Origin of the sequence: Paractinoplanes lichenicola, from assembly GCF_016785085.1 — a bacterium.
Classification (GTDB): Bacteria; Actinomycetota; Actinomycetes; order Mycobacteriales; family Micromonosporaceae; genus Actinoplanes; species Actinoplanes lichenicola.
The window spans coordinates 87,264-103,814 of sequence record NZ_JAENHO010000013.1; the positions used below are offsets into that span (position 1 = coordinate 87,264).

Here is a 16,551-nt window from a genome sequence, read left to right on the forward strand (position 1 = left end):
TGCATCCTGTCACCGTGACACCTGTCTTCGTGAAATCTTGCACGGTTCCTGAGCGACTGTCATGATTCCCCTGTGACGCTGGGCGATCCCCCGCCGTGACTCGACAAGCTCCAGCTGGTCCGCCGCAGTTCTGAGAGGACGGCCTATGCGGATCCTCGATTCTGCAGCCGCCGACATGGGCGGCGTACCGCCGGAGAACGCTCAGCTCCGGACCGGGCCCGAGATCGCCCGCCTGCAAGCTCGCATCGATCAGCTCGCGGCGCACGTCCAGCGGCTGGAGCAGGAGCGTGCCTCATTGCGCTACATGGCCGGCCACGACGAGCTCACCGGAATCGCCAACCGCCGCCTCTTCCACGCCCTCGCCCCGGAGCTGCTGCGCGACGGCGATCGGTCGCCGGCAGTCGTGATCCTCGACCTCAACGGCTTCAAGCCGATCAACGACACGTACGGGCACGACGCCGGCGATGAGGTCCTGCGTGTGGTCGCCCGGCGCATGACCGACTGCCTCGGCGACCACCTGGTGGCCCGGCTCGGCGGTGACGAGTTCGCCGCCCTGCCGCGCGCCCCGCACGCCGATGCCTCCGAGGCGTGGTGGCACGAGGTGGCTCGCTCGCTGAGCGCGGCGATCGCACCCCCGATGATCGTGGGAGACCACACCCTTTCCGTCACCGCCTCGATCGGCGTCGTGCCGGCGGGGCGGTCGACCGACCTTCCCGTTCTGCTGCGCCGCGCGGACCAGGCGATGTTCAGCGCGAAGCGACACGCGAACACCACCGCCGGGGCCGGCATCACCTGGGTCGTGTCGACCGAGAGCGGCGACCACACCGAGACGTACGGGCCGGTCGCCACGCCCGCGGTGGCATGCCGGCCGGGCGACCCGGTGTGGGTGCACCGCAACGGCGCCCGCCGGGCGGGAGTGGTCGAGAGCGCCTGCGACTGGGCGGCCCTGGTTCGCTACCGCTCCCCGAACGGCGCCGGCACGATGGTCGACACGATCCCCACGAGCTCCCTGACGATCCGGGCCGAAGCCGATCCGTATCTGGACTCTCTGGCCTGAGGGACGCCTCAGTCCACCGTCAGCACGATCTTGCCGTGCAGGCCACCGGCCAGCACCCGCCGGTGGGCGTCGGCCGCCTCGGTCAACGGCATCGTGTCGGCCACGCGCGTGCGCAGCCGGCCCGCCGCCACCTGACGCACCAGGTCGGCCAGCAGTCCGCGGTCGAGCCGGATGAGTTGCAGCTCCTGACGCACGCCACGGGCCGGGACGAAATCCGGCGTGGGCCGGGTCACGACCACGACTCCCCTGTCCTCGACGGCGGCGGCGGCCGCGTTGCCGACGGGGACGGCGTCGAACACCGCGGCCACCGGCCCGACCGTGGGCAGCTCGACCGTACGGGGAATGACCTCGTGAGCGCCGAGACCGTGCACCCATTGCTCATCGTCGTGACCGGCCTGCGCCAGCACGCGATAGCCGCCCTGCAGGGCGAGCTGGGTGGCGAAACCGCCGACGCCGCCGCTGGCCCCGGTGACCAGGATGCTGCTGCCGGCCGGAAGCATGGCCAACGACACCAGTGACAAGCCCTGGTGCGCGGTCTGGGCGTTGAGCGGCACCGTGGCGGCGGACACGAAGTCGAGCCCGTCCGGCAGCGGCACCAGCCAATCCGTGGCGGCGGGCACGAACTCGGCATAGCCGCCCGGCGCACCACGCGTCGTGTACCACGGGATCATCCCGGCGACCCGGTCGCCCACCGCGAAATCAGCCGTGCCGGGGCCGACCGAGGCCACCTCGCCGGCGATGTCCCACCCGGGCAGGAACGGCGGCACATCCGGCCCGCGCGGGATCTGCCCGGTGGTGGCCGCGACGTCAGCCGGATGCACACACACGGCGCGAACCCGGACCACCACCTGCCCCGGCCCCGCCTCGGGCTCGGGCAGCTCGGTCACCTGCAACACCTCAGGCCCGCCCAGCGCGGCCGCGACGACTCCCAGCACGCGTCCACTCTAGACCGTCAATGCTCGGCACGCCCCGGGGCAGGTAGAGCAATCGCGCGCCACCACGGCGAAGGGGCTCCAGCGGCACCCCGCCGACCGAGCCGACCCCTATGGGGAACCCCTACGATTCCGCGTCGTCGTGCCGGGTCGTTGTTGATCTGTTACGGTCCGCCGATGGGTTCAGGCACTTTGCTGGCCATCAGCGATCTGCACGTCTCGTACGCGGAGAACCGGGCGATCACCGACGGCCTGCGGCCGGGCTCCGACGACGACTGGCTGCTCGTGGCCGGCGACGTGGGGGAGATTTTCGACGAGGTCACGGCGACGCTGAAGTCGTTGAGCGAACGGTTCGCGAAGGTCATCTGGGCGCCGGGCAACCACGAGCTGTGGAGTCACGCGCAGGACCCCGTCACTTTGCGCGGCGAGCATCGCTACCGCGCGCTGGTCGAGGCCTGCCGCGACATGGGAGTCCTCACCCCGGAGGACGAGTTCGCCGTCTGGCGCGGCCGGGGCGGCCCGGTCACGATCGCACCCTTGTTCCTGCTGTACGACTACTCCTTCCGCGCTCCGGGCACCCGCACCAAGGAGGAGTCGCTGGCCTACGCGCACGAGACCGGCGTGGTGTGCACCGACGAGATCCTGCTGCACCCCGACCCCTATCCGAGCCGGGAAGCGTGGTGCTGGGCCCGCGTCGCCGAGACCGAGCGCCGGCTGACGGCGTGCGACCCCGCACTTCCCACGGTGCTGGTCAGCCACTGGCCGCTGGTCCGGCAGCCGACCGAGATCCTGCGATACCCCGAGTTCGCGCAGTGGTGCGGCACGGACCGCACAGCGGACTGGCACGTGCGGTTCCGGGCCGAGGTCGCCGTGTACGGCCATCTGCACATCCCGCGGACCACCCGCTACGACGGCGTACGGTTCGAGGAGGTGTCGCTGGGCTATCCCCGGGAGTGGGGCCGCCGGGCCGGGCCGCCCAGGTTGCTCAGGTCCGTCCTCGACGTCGCGCCGGCCACGACCTGACCAGCCCGCTCCCGGATCTGGCGGTGCTTCGGGCGGCTCAACGCCCGGACCAGATCGGGTCCCGCCCCTCGGCGAAGGCGCGCAGGCCCTCGAGGGCGTCGGCGCTGTTCCCCAGGCCGGCGAACTCGCGGTCGCTGGCCGTCCAGAGCTCCTCCTCGCTCAGGGCGTCGGCCCACGACGCCCGCAGCAGGCGCTTGCTGGCCTGCACCGCGAGCGGCGCGTTGGCCGCGAGCTCGGCGGCGAGCGAGACCGCGGCCTCGAGCACCTCGGACGCCGGAACCACCTGATTGACCAGACCCCAGCGATACGCCGTCGCGGCGTCGAGGGGACGCCCGGTGAGCACCATCTCGTTGGCGAGCTTGGCCGGCAGCTGGCGCGCGAGGCGGATGACGCCGCCGGCGCCGGCCAGCAGGCCGAGCCGGACCTCCGAGAGGGAGAACGTCGCGGTCTCGGCGACGACGGCGAGGTCGCAGGCGAACACGATCTCGGTGCCGCCACCGTCGGCGGGCCCGTTCACCGCGGCCAGCACCGGCTTGTCGACGGTGTGCTGGGTGAAGCCCGCGAATCCCCACTCGCGATGTCCGCGGGCGAAGAGGTCCTCCCCGCGGAGGATCGCCTCGACGTCGGCGCCGTCGCAGAAGGCCTCGCCGGCACCGGTGACCACCGCCACGCGCGCCTCGGGGTCGGCGTCGAACGCCGCGAGCGCCTCGCCCAGCTCGGTGGCCAGCCTTGAGTCGACGGCGTTGCGCGCCTCGGGCCGGTTCAGCGTCAGGACGGTGACCGCCCCGCGCCGCTCGGTCAGCACGGCCGGTTCGGCCGCTTGCTCAGCCTCGGTCACTGCGCCACCCTCTCTGGTCATCGGTTGCCAGGACGCCGGAGTCGACGCTGCCGGCCCGAGGAGCGCGCACTACGCGATGCGTCGATCAGCGCGCCGTCCAACCACGACAGTGATCGTATCGATCATGCCGCTGCCGCGCACCACTGCGGACCGAACGGTCTTGTTGAATATTCTTCATATCGCCGAGCGCGAATATAAGGTGCTTTCTTAAATGCGCGTCGAACGCATAATAAAACCGGGCCCGCGCGTGCTTTCTCTCACTGATCTTGCCGCCGACGTATTAGGCGGCGCGATCGATCTTCCTGGGGGATGCCCTTTCCGGCTATCATGTGTGCCCTTTTCACCAACCACCCCGAACAATGCGCCGGGGCGATGACTGCCACCCCCTGCCCGGCAACCGTATACGTGGGTCTAGGCCCGGACGGACGACAGGTTGCCGACAAGTTAAATCAGGCGGACCTCGCCTTCGAATATGAGCTGCGCAGCAGGGTTCCGGTGCTGCGGTGAACCGGTTTTGTTCACAACGGTATTGATGGCCGGCCTAGAGCGGTTGATCATTTCGAGTTAGGGTACAGAGATCCACTGGACGGCGGTGGCGACGAAACAAGCGTGACAAGGACCAATGTGTACGGAGGTGTCAGTGCTCACCGTTCAGAATGTCGACATCCACGCTTTCGCCTTCGGCGTCCTGGGCCCCACGGTGGTTCGCGTCGCGGGCGGCCCGCCCCGGCAGTTCCCGCCCAAGACCAGCCAGGTGCTGGCGATGCTGCTCATCGCGCGCGGGCGGACCGTCCGGCCGGAACGCATCGTCCGGTCGATCTGGGGTGAGGAGCCGCCCAACTCGGCGCGGATCATGGTGCGCGCGCACGTGAAGAAGGTGCGGGACGGGCTGGGACCCGCGGGCGCCCGGGCCGTGGTCGCCGACGCCGGGGGGTACGCCATCTCCCCCGGGACGGGCACACTCGACGCCGACCTGTTCGAGGCGTCGTTCGGTGCGGGCCGCCGCCACTTCATGGTCGGTGAGTTCGAGGAGGCCAAGCGGTGCTTCCTCGCCGGCCTGGACCTCTGGCACGACGTGCACGCCCTCAACGACGTCCGCGAGGTCGCCGAGCTCGAGGCCGAGGCGGTTCGGCTCGAGGAGTATCGCTTCCAGGCCGAGCAGTCGCTCGCCGAGTGCCTCCTGCTGACCGGCGACGCGCACGAGGCGATTCCGTACCTGCGGATGCTGACGGTGCGCCATCCGCTGCGGGAGAGATTCTGGGGCCTGCTCATGGTCGCCCAGGCGAGCCTGGGGCGCCGCGCGGAGGCGTCGGCCACCTTCCGGACGCTGCGGAGGTCGTTCATCGCCGAGAGCGGCATGGACGTCTCCACCGAGATCGAAGACCTTCATCAGGGTCTGCTGCGAGGCGACGAGCCCGCCGCCATGATGCAACGCTTGTTCCAGTACGCGCCGTCTTTGTGAGCTGCTCCTCGGCGGGCGTCACCCGGTCACGTCCGGGGTGAGCTCGCCATAGACGTCGCTCTGCAGCCGTACGTCGAGCGGTAGGTCCTCGCGGCGGCCGACGCCGAGCTTGCGATAGATCCGGGTCAGGTGCTGCTCGACGGTGCTCACCGTGACGAAGAGCTTCGCGGCGATCGCCCGGTTGCTGTGGCCGAGCGCGGCCAGCCCGGCGACCCGGTGCTCCGCCGAGGTCAGCGCGTTCGGGTCCGGCGCGGACGCCGTCGTGCGCTGGGCGAGGTCGTCGCCGGCCACCGTCATCGGCCGGATCGGGGCGCGTGTCGCGCGGGTGTCGTCATTGGGCGCGACGCCGATCTCGGCCGCGAGCGCCTCGGCTCGCGACGTCATGGACGCGGCCAGCTTGTGCTCGCCGAGCTGGCGGTGCGTCGCGGCGAGCGCCAGCAGCGAGCGTCGCAACTCGACCCGTTCCTCACAGCGTTGCAGCAGCTCCACCGACTCGCGCAACAACCGCAGGCGGGCGACCGGCTCGGCGCACGAGCCACGCACGCGCAGCGCGGCCGCCCGGAGGCGGTCGGTGTCGGCGCCCGGACGCTCGAGGTGCGCGGCGAGCAGCGCGCCGGCCTCCTCCCGGTCGCCGAGCTGCAGGCGCGCCTGCGCGAGGTCGACGCGCCAAGGGACGAAGGACGCCGAGTCCATCGACCACGCCTCGGCCAGCTCGCCGCACAGCCGCAGATCCGCCTCGGCGGCGTGCGGCTGGCGGCGGGCCAGGTGGTACTGGCCGCGGGCGTGCAGGTATTGCATGCCGTCCACGGTCTCGAAGGTCGACGGTGGCAGCCGGACGTCGAGGTCGGCGGCCGCGTCGCCCCAGCGGCCCAGGGCGAGCGCCGCGCGCAGGGCCACCGAGAGCGGCCGGGCGACCGCGATGCCCCAGGCCCGGACCCCGATCGCGGCGATCGCGTGTTCGGCGTGGTGGCGTGCGCTGCCCGGGTCGCCGCGGCGGATCGCGATCTCCCCGCGGGTGGCGGCCAGCGAGGCGGTCCACGCGGTGGCCCCGGAACTCTCGGCGTGGGCGAGCAGCCGGTCGCACGCCGCGGCGGCGCTGTCGAGCCGTTCGGCGTACACGAGGGTGTTCAGCGCGAGCAGCGCCGCCTCGCCGCCGGCGTCGTCGAGCGGGACGATCCGCAACGCCTGCTCGGCCTCGAGAGCCGCCGGATCGCCCGGACCGGAGGCCAGGACCCGCCGCAGCGCCGCCGCGGTCGTCGTCGCGGACCGGGTGTGCCCGTCGAGGTCGACGGCCGAGGCCGGGCGGGACACGCCGAGGCGGGCGAGCAGGCCCGGTGTCGTGGTGGCGAGCACGTCGTAGGTGCTGCGCAGCGCGCTGCCGGCGCTCCCCGGGCCACCCGGGCGGTTCCCGCTGCCGCTGACGAGGTCGACGAGCAGCTCCTCGGCCTCCTTGATGAAGCCGAGGTGCACGCTGGCCCGGATCACCTGCACCGACTCGGCCGGCGGCAGGTGGCCCGCGCGCACGGCCGGCACCAGGCGGTGCAGCAAGGGAATCGCCGTCTCCTGGTTGACCCGCCAGCGCACGGCCATGCGCAGGGCGTCGACCATCGCGTGGCCCGACGCGTCGCCGCCGCAGCGGGCGGCGAGGTCGAGGCAGCGCGTGGCGGCGTCGGCCTCGCCCGCGCGCAGGTGGTCGCGCGCGACCTCGGTCAGCAGGCGCATCTCGTCGCCCGCGGGATCGTCCCCGGGGTCGTCGGTGGCGACCAGGTGCCGGGCGAGCGTCGCCGACGAGGCGCTGGCGGCCTGCAGCTGCGTGATGGCCCGCCGGTGCGCCTCGCGCCGCTGGTCGTCGGGGATGTCGTCGTAGACCGCCGACGCGCCCTCGGGATGGCGGAACGCGAGGCCGGTCAGGATGCCCGCCCACTCCAGCGAGGTGACGATGCTCTCGACCATCCCCCTTCGATACTGGCTCAGGGCGACCACCAGCTCGAGGGTCGCGTCCTTGCCGAGGGTGGCGATCGCGCGGGCCACACCGGTCGCCTCGGGCCCGGCCTTGTGCAGGCACGCGAGCAGGGCACAACGGAACGCCACGCTCGGTGTGGGGCTCGCGGTGTGCTCGGGGGCCAGCCGCGCCGTGATCAGATCCTCCACCAGGCTGTGCGCCAGCATCGGATTGCCGCCGGAGAGGGTGTGCAGGGTCGCGGCCTCATCCGCGTACGCCGCCAGGTCGTCCGTGCCGGGCACGAAGAGGCCGAGCTCGTTCTCGAGCAGGCTCGCCGTGGACGCGGGTTGCAGCGGCCGGAGCAGGCGTCGGCCGGCGTGCGGCTCGCGCAGGAGCTCGGCCCGGAACATCCCGTGGGCCGAGTACGCGTGCGACGCCCCGCCGAGCAGGACGACGACGTGGTACGCCCGCGCGCGCCGCACGATCTCGAGCACGCAGGCCCGGCTGCCTTCGTCGGCCCAGTGGACGTCGTCGACGGCGATGACCAGCGGCCCGCCGGCCCGCTGGGCTCCGCCGCCGAGCGCGGTGAGCAACGAGGACAGCCGCGTGACGGCCTCGTTCCGGCTGACGGTGGCGGTCGCGCCGAGCGCCTCACCGGTGGCCGCCCCGAGGAGGCGATCGACCACACCGAGCTCATTCTCCTGCTCGGGGGCGGCGGCGGTGAGGAAGACGACCGTGGAGCCACGGGCGGCTGCGCGATCGGTGAGGAACCTGAGCAGCGTCGTCTTGCCCGAGCCGACCGGTCCCTCGATGAGCAGGGCTGCCCCTTCCCCGGCGGACGCCGAGTCCAGGAGCCGGTCGAAATGGCCGGCCTCGTCCTCGCGCTCGAGCAGCATCATCGCGCCTGACCTCTTCCCGTTCAGTACACGTCCCAGCGAGAGTGACGCGGGCACCAGCGGGACGATGCCGTCCCGGTGTCGCTGGATGGTCCGAGGTTAGAAAGCAGACCGAAGTCGAGGCGTGGATCGTCCGTAATTTTTGGGTAATGACGCATCTGGATGGCTGTGTGACCTTGGATACAAGAAGGTCCTACCGGGTGGCCGCCCGGCGGTACTGCCTGCTGGCCAGCGGCGCGAACACTGCGACGATCGCCACCGCCCAGAGCAGCGTGTAGAGCTGTGGATGCTCCAGGGGCCAGGCCGTGGAGACCGGGACAGTCGGATCCGGGTCGGCGTTGCCGAACAGGTCGCGCGCGGCCTGGGTGACCGCCGAGATCGGGTTCCACTCGGCGAAGACCCGCAGCGGCGTGGGCATCGTCGCCGGCGGGACGAAGGTGTTCGCGAATGACGTCAGCGGGAAGATCCCCAGGTAGGGCGCGCTGCCGATGACCTCGGGACTCGGAATCAGCAGCCCCAGCAGGGCCATCACCCACGAGGCGGCGTACGCGAAGATCAGCAGCAGGGTGAAGGCCCAGAGCGCGTCGAGGAACGAGCCGCGGACGCGCCACCCCACGATCAGCCCCGTCACCGCCATCACGGCCAACGCGATGGCGTTGTTGACCACGTCGGACAGGGTGCGCCCGGCCAGCACCGCCGACGGGGCCATCGGCAACGACCGGAACCGGTCGACTATGCCCTTCGTGACGTCCTCGGCGAGGCCGGCGCCGGTGGTGATCGTCCCGAAGATGATGGTCTGGGTGAAGATGCCGGGGATGAGGAACTCGCGATAGGCCGCCCCGCCGGTGGCCGGGTCGATGGCCCCGCCGAACACATACGCGAACAGCACCACGAACATCATCGGCGAGAGCGTGGTGAACACGATCAGGGCGGGCACCCGCTTGATCTTGATCAGATTGCGCTTGGCCACGACCGCGGAGTCCGCGATCAGCGTCGTCACCGCCATCAGCTCTTCCCCCCGCCCACCACGGCCGCGTGCGGCTCGGCGCCCTCGGTGGTGCTGCCGGTCAGCGCGAAGAAGACGTCGTCCAGGGTGGGCCGGCGCACACCCGCGTCGTCGACGCCCACACCCGCGTCGTCGAGCGTCGCCAGCGCCGCACGCAGCACCGCGACCCCGCCGGAGACCGCCACGCTCAGCGAGCGCCGCCCCTCGTCGATGTCCGGCTCGGCCACGCCGAGGGGGGCCATGAGCGCGGCGGCGTCGCGCAGGCGTCCCGGCTCGCTCACCGTCAGTTCGAGGCGCTCGCCGCCGACCTGCGTCTTGAGCTCGTGGGACGTGCCACGCGCGATGGCACGGCCCCGGTCGATGACGACGATCTCGTCGGCCAGCGCGTCCGCCTCCTCCAGGTATTGGGTGGTGAGCAGCAGGGTTGTGCCGCCCGCGACGAGGCGCTCGATCAGCTGCCACATGTCGGTGCGGCCGCGCGGGTCGAGCCCGGTGGTGGGCTCGTCGAGGAACAGCACCGGCGGCTCGGCGATGAGCGCCCCGGCCAGGTCGAGACGACGCCGCATGCCGCCGGAGTAGGTGCGCGCCGGGTTGTTGGCGACGTCGGCCAGGGAGAACAGCGCGAGCAGCTCGCGCGCTCGTTCGCGGCTGCGGCGCCGCCCCAGGTGATAGAGCCGCCCGATCATGTCGAGGTTCTCGAATCCCGTGAGGTATTCGTCGACCGCGGCGTACTGCCCGGACAGCCCGATCCGTTGCCGTACCGCGCCCGGCTGGGCGAGCACGTCGACGCCGTCGACCGTCGCGCTGCCGGCGTCGGGAAGCAGCAGCGTCGACAGGATGCGTACGACCGTGGTCTTGCCGGCGCCGTTCGGTCCGAGCAACCCGAGCACCGTCCCCCGCGGCACCCGCAGGTCGACCCCGTCGAGCGCGGTGACCGCGCCGTATCTCTTGACCAGGCCGACGGCCTCTATTGCGTACGGCATCGTGCTCCTCTCGTTCGTATCCGGGGCGAGCCGGGTCATCGGTCTCAGAGCTCCGTGAATGCCAGCGGCGCGATGGCGTCGTACACGTCGCCGGGACCGGGGTTGGCCGGCCTGGTGGTCCCGCCGAGATGGTCGAGCACGCCCCAGACCGCGTTCAACGCCGTGGTCACCGCCCCCTCGGCGAACCCGCCGGTCCAGGACACGTCGTCGCCGGCGAGAAAGAACCCGCGCTGGGCCGGGTCGGCGTCCCGCTGCACGAAGTGGGTGAACAGGCGACGCTGGTAGCGGTACTGACCGGGCAGGTTTTGCTTGAAAGCACCCATGAAGTTGGGCTCGGTCTCCCACGTCACCGCGAGCGGCGCGCCCACGATGTGCGACCGGATGTCGACGCCGGGATAGATCGCCCGCAGCGAACCGAGAACGAGGTCGAGCCGGGTGCCGACGTCGAGCGTCGCGAACTTCAGTGAGTCGTCGTTCCAGGTGTAGGACAGGCACATCACCGCGGGCCGGTCCGGCCCGTTGTCGAACAGGTACATCCCGCGCGGCAGCCGGTCGGTCAGCGTCATGCTCAAGGTGTCGCGGCCGGTCAGGGGGTCGCGATCGAGCCAGAACGGGCGGTCGACCGCGACGAAGAGCTTCGACGCGCCCATGTAGTGAGTGCGCTCGACCGCGGTCCAGTGCAGGTCCGAGAGCAGCGACGGGTCGCACTTCACGCGGGTCAGCAGCACCGAGAGCTGCGCGGTGAACACGACCGAGGCGTAGCTGCGGGTCGCTCCGTCGGCGTCGGTCACCTCGATCGAGGATCCGGCGCGCCGCAGCGCGGTGATCGCGGGACGGGGCACGCCGCCGTGCAGGCTTGCGAGCGAGGTCCCCGCCGGCCAGTGCGCCATGTCGGCGGGGCTGCGGCGCCACAGCCCCTCGGGGATCTGCTGGCAGCCGCCGGGGATGCGCTGGTGGTCGTGGTCGGCGCCGCTGTAGACGACCCGCAGCACCTCGAGCACCGAATTCGGGAAGTCGGTGTCCCAGCCTCCGCTCCCGAAGCCGACCGCGCCGAAGACCTCGCGGTGATGGAACGACCGCAACGACGGCGCGTGGGCCAGGAAACCGTAGAACGACTCGTCGTCGAAGGCCGGCAGCAGGCGGTTCCAGATCGCCTTGATCATGGCGATGTCGCGCCGGCGGATCGCATCGGTCATCGCCGAGAACTCGGCGACCTCCTCCAGCGCCTTGTCCCAATGATCGGCGACCTGCTGATACACCGCCGGAAGGTCGTCGAGGGAGCGGGCCCAGTGCGGGACGCCCTTGAGGTCGACGACGGTGCTGGGTGTGGCCGGAGCGAGCGGATTCTGGAACGGTTCGGTGGGCAGCCCGAGGGAGTCGATGTAGTGGAACAGGGCCCGGGCCGAGGAGGGAAAGCGCATCGCGCCCATCTCGGCGATCGCGCCCTCCACGCCCTCGAACGGGGTCGAGCGCATCCGCCCGCCGATCTGCTCGGCCTCGTAGACGACCGGGCGCAGCCCGAGGCGCAGCAGCTCGTAGGCGGCCACCATCCCGGCCATCCCGGCGCCGACCACGGCGACCTCGCTGCCGAGCCGGTCCTCGGGCACGGCGCCGAGACCGTCGGGGTGGGCGAGCCAGGCGTCGTAGGCGAACGGGAAGTCGGGGCCGAACATCGTGACGCCGGGGCGCTCGGGACAGGGGTGGGACGGGTCGTAGGTGACGGTGTCGGGGCTTGGCGGCGATGCGGTCGGGTCGGCCGGCGCGCTCATCGGATCCTTCGCGTCATCGTTGGTCAACGTCGGTCGGGCGCTGTCGCGGGAGGTCGCCGGGGACGGCCGGCGCCTGGGCGTAGAGCTCGGGGCGGCGGTCGTCGAGGTAGGGCGTCGCGGCCCGGGCGCGCTTGCCGGCGCCGAGGTCGATGTCGGCCGTGACGAGGCATTCGCCGATCCCGCCGGCCTCGGCGACGATCGTGGCATCGGGGCCGGCCACCCGGGTCAGACCCGCGTACTCCAGGGCGGCCTCGCGACCGGCCCAGTTGACGTACGCGACGAAGAACCCGTTCTCCAGCGCCCGGGCCGGCACGATGGTTGTCACGACGACCCGGTCGGCGGCGGGCAACGCCGACGGGACGACGAGCAGGTCGGTGCCCGCGCTCGCGTGCAGGCGGACGGCCTCGGGAAACTCCACGTCGTAGCAGACGAGCAAGCCGACCCGGACACCGGCGACGTCGGCCTGGACCACGGCCTCGGCGCCGGGGGTGAAGGTGGCCTTCTCCCGCGCTCCGAACAGGTGGGTCTTCCGGTAGACGGTGGCGTGGCCCGCCGGATCGACGAGCACAGCGCTGTTGTACCGGCGGCCGCCGGGTCCGGGGAATTCGGGCCAGCCGGCGACGACGGTGATTCCGTGCCGCGTCGCGAGGTCACGCACGGCTTGCACATCGGGCCCGTCGACGGGAGTGCCCGGCGACCGCAGGCCCGCGCCCACCTCGTAGCCGGTCAGCGACATCTCCGGGGCGACCAGCAGGTCGGCGCCCGCCGCGACCGCACCGGCCACCGCCGCCCGCAAGCCGTCGAGCAGGCTGCCCTCCCGTACCCGGTCGCTGCCGGCCTGCCAGCACGTGATCCGCATGCCTCGCCCCCCGCCCTCAAGCCGCCGGGGCGACGGCGGTCCGGGGGGTGACGGACTCGACGGCGAACGCGTCGGTGGTCACCCGCAACCGGCGCAGCAGGACGTCGGCCCCGCAGACCACGATCCGGCCGACCCCGAGCGTACGGAGGGTCGCGACCGCAGCCGGCCAGTTCAGCGGATGGTCGAACGAGTCCAGCAGGGCCGTCCGGACGTCGCCGGCGGTCTCGATCACTCGCCCGTCCTGGTCGCAGACGATCGGCACGGCGGGGTCGCCGACGTCGATGTGGTCGAGGACCTCACGCTCGACCATCGCCCGCAGCCCGGTGAACGCCCGCGCATGAGCGGGCGGGCGCATCGTGTACGTCGAGTAGCCGCCGATCGCGCTGATCCGGTCGGTGAGCCGGTCGAGCCGGCTCTCCCGCAGGGACAGCATGTGGAACCCGTCGCCCAGCGAGGCGGAGATCTCGTGGAACTCCCCGTCGGCGTCGAGCTCGCCGAGCAGCCCGGTCAGCTGCTCGTCGCTCACCCGCAGGAACGAGTGGGTCACGACGTCGGTGAACTCCTCGGCGAAGTAGCGCCACTCGCAGCGGGCCATGGCCGCCACCGCCCACACCGCCTGCTCGTAGGACAGCGCCCCGCTCCAGGCTGCCGCCGTCTTCAGCCCGGCGCTGAGCCCGGTGCACGCGGCCGGTGGGCGGCCGAGCCGCTCGACGGCGGTGTCGGCCAGCGCGAGGCAGGTGACGAGAAAGGCGACGTGTGCCGCCTCGGCGTACTCCGGGCCCTCGTCGCGCCAGGCCGCGAGCACCCGACGGCCGAGGACGTCGTCGGCGATCGCCAGCCGGCGGCGCGCATGCCGGTTGAGCAGCAAGAAACGGCCGGCGTCGGCGAATCGGGAGGGACCCATGCCGGGAAAGACCATGGCGGTGGCGGGGCGGTCGGTGGCCGTCAAGCCGTGGCCTCCTTCCGGGCGAGACGCTCCAGCGCGGCGACGTCAGGCTTGCCGTTGGCGTTGAGCGGGAACCGGTCGAGCAGGATCACCCGGTTCGGCTGCTCGTACTGCGGCAGGGCCGAGGCCAGCAGCTCGCGGACCTCGTGAGTCGACCGACCCGGGACGCACTCCACGAAGAAGGCGAGCTGGCTGCCCCGGCGGTCGTCGGCCAGGGCGGCGATCTTCACCGACCAGCCGGCCAGCGCCAGCCTCCGCTCGATGACCTCGGGGTGCAGCGTGTATCCGTTGCGGTGCACGGCGCGCATGCGACCGACGATCGCCAGGTTGCCGTTCTCGTCCAGGTGGCCGAAGTCGTTGGTGCGATACCACCCCTGCGGAACGGGTTCCAGCTTGCCGCCGTCGTCGAGATAGCCGGCCATCATGTCCGGGCTGTCGACCATCACCTCGCCGACTTCCCCGGCCGCGAGGGCGACACCGTCGTCGTCGACGACCTTCACGCCGATGCCGTCGAGCGGGCGCCCGCACGCGATCGGGTTGTCGAGTGTGGCGAAGGTCAGGTTGCCGAGCTCGGTGCTGCCGTAGCTGTCGAGCAGCGGAAGCCCGAAGCGTTCCTCGTACGCACGGGACAGGGCGGGGGTCAGGGGCGCGGCCCCGCTGCAGAACATGCGCGCTTGCGCGAGATGACGCCGCAGCACTGGCCGGCGGGCCATGATGTCGAGCATCGAACGATAGGTCGCCGGGGTGGCGTCGAGCACGGTGGCGCCGCAGCGGCCGGCCATCATCAGCGCACGGTCGAGCCGGCGGTACGGGGCGATCATGAGCGAGCAGCGCGCGAGCCAGGCGATGAGCACCATCGAGAGCCCGTACTGGTGGCTGAAGGGCAGCAGCGGCAGCAGCACGTCGCTCTCGACATGGCCCATGTGCGAGGCGTTGCGCCGCAAGTTGGTGAGGAACCGGCCGCCGTTCTTGACCACGCCCTTGGGCTCACCCGTCGATCCCGACGACCACATGATCAGGCCGTCGGGCCGGGCGGCCCACGCGTCGACGTCGAGCCGGTTCGCCGCGGGGGCTCGCTCGGCGGCGTCGACGAGCAACTCCTGCAGGTTGATCACCGTGCCGCCGGTGTCGTCCGTACCGTCCTCGGTGATCGGCGCGTCGTCGTCGACGATGACCAGCTCCGCGGCGGTCTGCCGGCGGACCCGGGCCGTCACGGCGGCCTTCTCCTCATGACCGAGCAACACGATCGATGCTCCCGTGTGCATGAGGCCGAGCAGCGTGCTGACGTAGCCCATGGAGTTCCCGGCCTTGAGCAGGACTCGGGTTCCCTCTCCGGCGCCGGCCGCGCGCAGCGATCCCGCGATGGCGAGCGCCTGGCGCTCGAAGTCGTCCAACGGGGCGACCGCGTCGGGGGAAAAGAGCTTGGAAGACATATTTGCATCCACTCTTGTCGCCAGGCTGACGTCTGCAGTCGACCGTAGGAAGATCGTTAGGGGTGAACAACCCCTTACGAACCCCTACGGTTCGGCCCGCAAACGCAGCGCTTCAGGACATCAGGAGGTCGCGAGCGGCAGCACGCGCGGACCACTGATGATGGGGGTGTTGCGGCGGACGCAGGCCCCGGCGAGGCGCAGCCGCGGCATCCGCTCGGTCAGGACCCGCAGCGCCACCTCGGCCTCCATCCGGGCCAGCGGCGCGCCGATGCAGTAGTGAATGCCCGCGGCGAACGAGAGGTGGTCGCCCTGCCCCTCACGCGTGATGTCGAATCGGTGTGGGTCGGGGAAGACGTCCGGGTCGTGGTTGGCCGCGTTGATCAGCACGACCAGCGCCCCGTCGGGCGGAATCCGATGACCGTCGATCTCGATCTCCTCATGGGTGAAGCGTGAGACCAACCGGATCGGCGCGTCGTAGCGCAACGCCTCCTCGACCACCCGCGGCGCGAGTTCGGGGTCAGCGTGGAAAAGGGCCATCTGCTCGGGATTCTCGAGCAGGGCCAGCGTCGCGGTGCTGATGGCGTTGGTCGTCGTCTCGAAGCCGGTGATGGCCAGGATCATGCACAGCGCGAGGAGCTCGTCCTCGGTGAGCGTCCCCTCGTCGTGGGCGGCCGTGAGCACGGTGACCAGGTCGTCGGCCGGCTCGGCCCGGCGCACCTCGATGAGCTCGGCGAGCATCCGGCGGTACGCGGTCTGGGCCCGCTGGAAGTCGCGGGCCATCGGCAACGAGCTCAGGCCGTCGACCATCGCACCGATCGCGCGGCCGTGGCGCAGGAACGGCTCCCGGTCCTCGGCACGGATTCCCAGCAGCTGACCGATGACGGTGATCGGCAGCGGCCCGGCGTAGTCCTCGACCAGATCGAACCGGCCCCGGCGCTCGGCCTCGTCGAGCAGCTGATGACAGACGCGCTCCACCTCGACGCGATACTCGGCGATCTTGCGGGGGGTGAAGGCGGGCTGGGCCAGGCGACGGTGCCGGGTGTGATCGGGCGGGTCGAGCTGGAGGATCGACGGGTCCCAGTGGATCTTGTCCATGAGGGTGGCCGCGGCCCGGCCGTTCCGCCGGCGCATCAACAGCGAGCGGTCCCGCAGGACCCGGGTCCCGACCGCGTGCTTCGCCGTCACCCAGCTGTTGAGCCGGCGACTGCGGTAGAAACTGCCAGCCTCGCGAACCTGGTCGTAGGCGGCTTGGGAGTCGGCCGGCTTGAACAGCACGGTCCCGAACGGGTCGCCCTTCGTGAGCGCACTGCCCAGGGGAATCATGGTGCGAAGCTGCAGCGACAGCATGGTGTCGCGAAACCGTGAGCCGGTGGCGGTGACGGGGGCGGTGGACATGGTCAGGCTC

Annotated in this window: 13 protein-coding genes; 3 read left to right on the top strand and 10 right to left on the bottom strand. The window is 71.6% G+C overall.

The window, feature by feature from the left end; genetic code table 11:
- The first annotated feature begins 145 nt into the window (after positions 1–145).
- Positions 146–1,057 carry a GGDEF domain-containing protein gene (locus tag JKJ07_RS38090; protein ID WP_202996856.1) on the top strand — a complete coding sequence of 304 codons (912 nt, stop codon included), beginning with the start codon at positions 146–148 and terminating at the stop codon, positions 1,055–1,057.
- A gap of 8 nt (positions 1,058–1,065) precedes the next feature.
- Here JKJ07_RS38090 and JKJ07_RS38095 read toward each other — a convergent pair whose 3' ends face one another.
- Positions 1,066–1,992, bottom strand: coding sequence for an NADP-dependent oxidoreductase (locus tag JKJ07_RS38095; protein ID WP_202996857.1), 927 nt, complete (start codon positions 1,990–1,992; stop codon positions 1,066–1,068).
- A gap of 174 nt (positions 1,993–2,166) precedes the next feature.
- Here JKJ07_RS38095 and JKJ07_RS38100 point away from each other — a divergent pair, with 174 nt between their 5' ends.
- Positions 2,167–3,012, top strand: coding sequence for a metallophosphoesterase family protein (locus tag JKJ07_RS38100; RefSeq protein ID WP_202996858.1), 846 nt, complete (start codon positions 2,167–2,169; stop codon positions 3,010–3,012).
- Between the two features lie 37 nt (positions 3,013–3,049).
- Here the strand turns inward: JKJ07_RS38100 and JKJ07_RS38105 are convergent, their stop codons facing one another.
- A complete protein-coding gene (locus JKJ07_RS38105; protein WP_307834618.1) occupies positions 3,050–3,850 on the bottom strand; it encodes an enoyl-CoA hydratase-related protein in 801 nt (266 codons plus the stop codon).
- Positions 3,851–4,490: 640 nt separating this feature from the next.
- Between JKJ07_RS38105 and JKJ07_RS38110 the strand changes: the two genes are divergently transcribed.
- Positions 4,491–5,312 (top strand): AfsR/SARP family transcriptional regulator, encoded by an 822-nt coding sequence (locus JKJ07_RS38110; RefSeq protein WP_202996860.1) that lies wholly within the window; start codon positions 4,491–4,493, stop codon positions 5,310–5,312.
- Between the two features lie 18 nt (positions 5,313–5,330).
- On the opposite strand, the gene JKJ07_RS52020 is transcribed toward JKJ07_RS38110, so the two are convergent.
- The 8 genes from JKJ07_RS52020 to JKJ07_RS38150 all read right to left on the bottom strand — a co-directional run bounded on the left by JKJ07_RS52020 (position 5,331) and on the right by JKJ07_RS38150 (position 16,541).
- Complete coding sequence (locus JKJ07_RS52020) at positions 5,331–8,153, bottom strand: helix-turn-helix transcriptional regulator (protein WP_202996861.1); 2,823 nt, start codon at positions 8,151–8,153, stop codon at positions 5,331–5,333.
- A 190-nt stretch (positions 8,154–8,343) separates the two neighbouring features.
- Positions 8,344–9,156, bottom strand: coding sequence for an ABC transporter permease (locus JKJ07_RS38120; RefSeq protein WP_202996862.1), 813 nt, complete (start codon positions 9,154–9,156; stop codon positions 8,344–8,346).
- Positions 9,156–10,139 carry an ATP-binding cassette domain-containing protein gene (locus tag JKJ07_RS38125; RefSeq protein ID WP_202996863.1) on the bottom strand — a complete coding sequence of 328 codons (984 nt, stop codon included), beginning with the start codon at positions 10,137–10,139 and terminating at the stop codon, positions 9,156–9,158. The genes JKJ07_RS38120 and JKJ07_RS38125 overlap by 1 nt, the downstream gene beginning before the upstream one ends.
- 44 nt (positions 10,140–10,183) lie before the next feature.
- Entirely contained in the window at positions 10,184–11,908 is a 1,725-nt protein-coding gene (locus JKJ07_RS38130) for a flavin monoamine oxidase family protein (protein WP_202996864.1), read from the bottom strand.
- Between the two features lie 13 nt (positions 11,909–11,921).
- On the bottom strand, positions 11,922–12,767 hold the full coding sequence (locus JKJ07_RS38135) for a nitrilase-related carbon-nitrogen hydrolase (RefSeq protein ID WP_202996865.1): 846 nt from the start codon (positions 12,765–12,767) through the stop codon (positions 11,922–11,924).
- 16 nt (positions 12,768–12,783) lie between these two features.
- Entirely contained in the window at positions 12,784–13,716 is a 933-nt protein-coding gene (locus tag JKJ07_RS38140) for an ACP S-malonyltransferase (RefSeq protein ID WP_202996866.1), read from the bottom strand.
- On the bottom strand, positions 13,713–15,146 hold the full coding sequence (locus tag JKJ07_RS38145; protein WP_202996867.1) for a class I adenylate-forming enzyme family protein: 1,434 nt from the start codon (positions 15,144–15,146) through the stop codon (positions 13,713–13,715). The genes JKJ07_RS38140 and JKJ07_RS38145 overlap by 4 nt, the downstream gene beginning before the upstream one ends.
- 120 nt (positions 15,147–15,266) lie before the next feature.
- The gene (locus tag JKJ07_RS38150; RefSeq protein WP_202996868.1) at positions 15,267–16,541 is read right to left on the bottom strand and encodes a cytochrome P450; all 1,275 of its coding nucleotides are present in this window, start codon (positions 16,539–16,541) and stop codon (positions 15,267–15,269) included.
- Positions 16,542–16,551 lie beyond the last annotated feature (10 nt).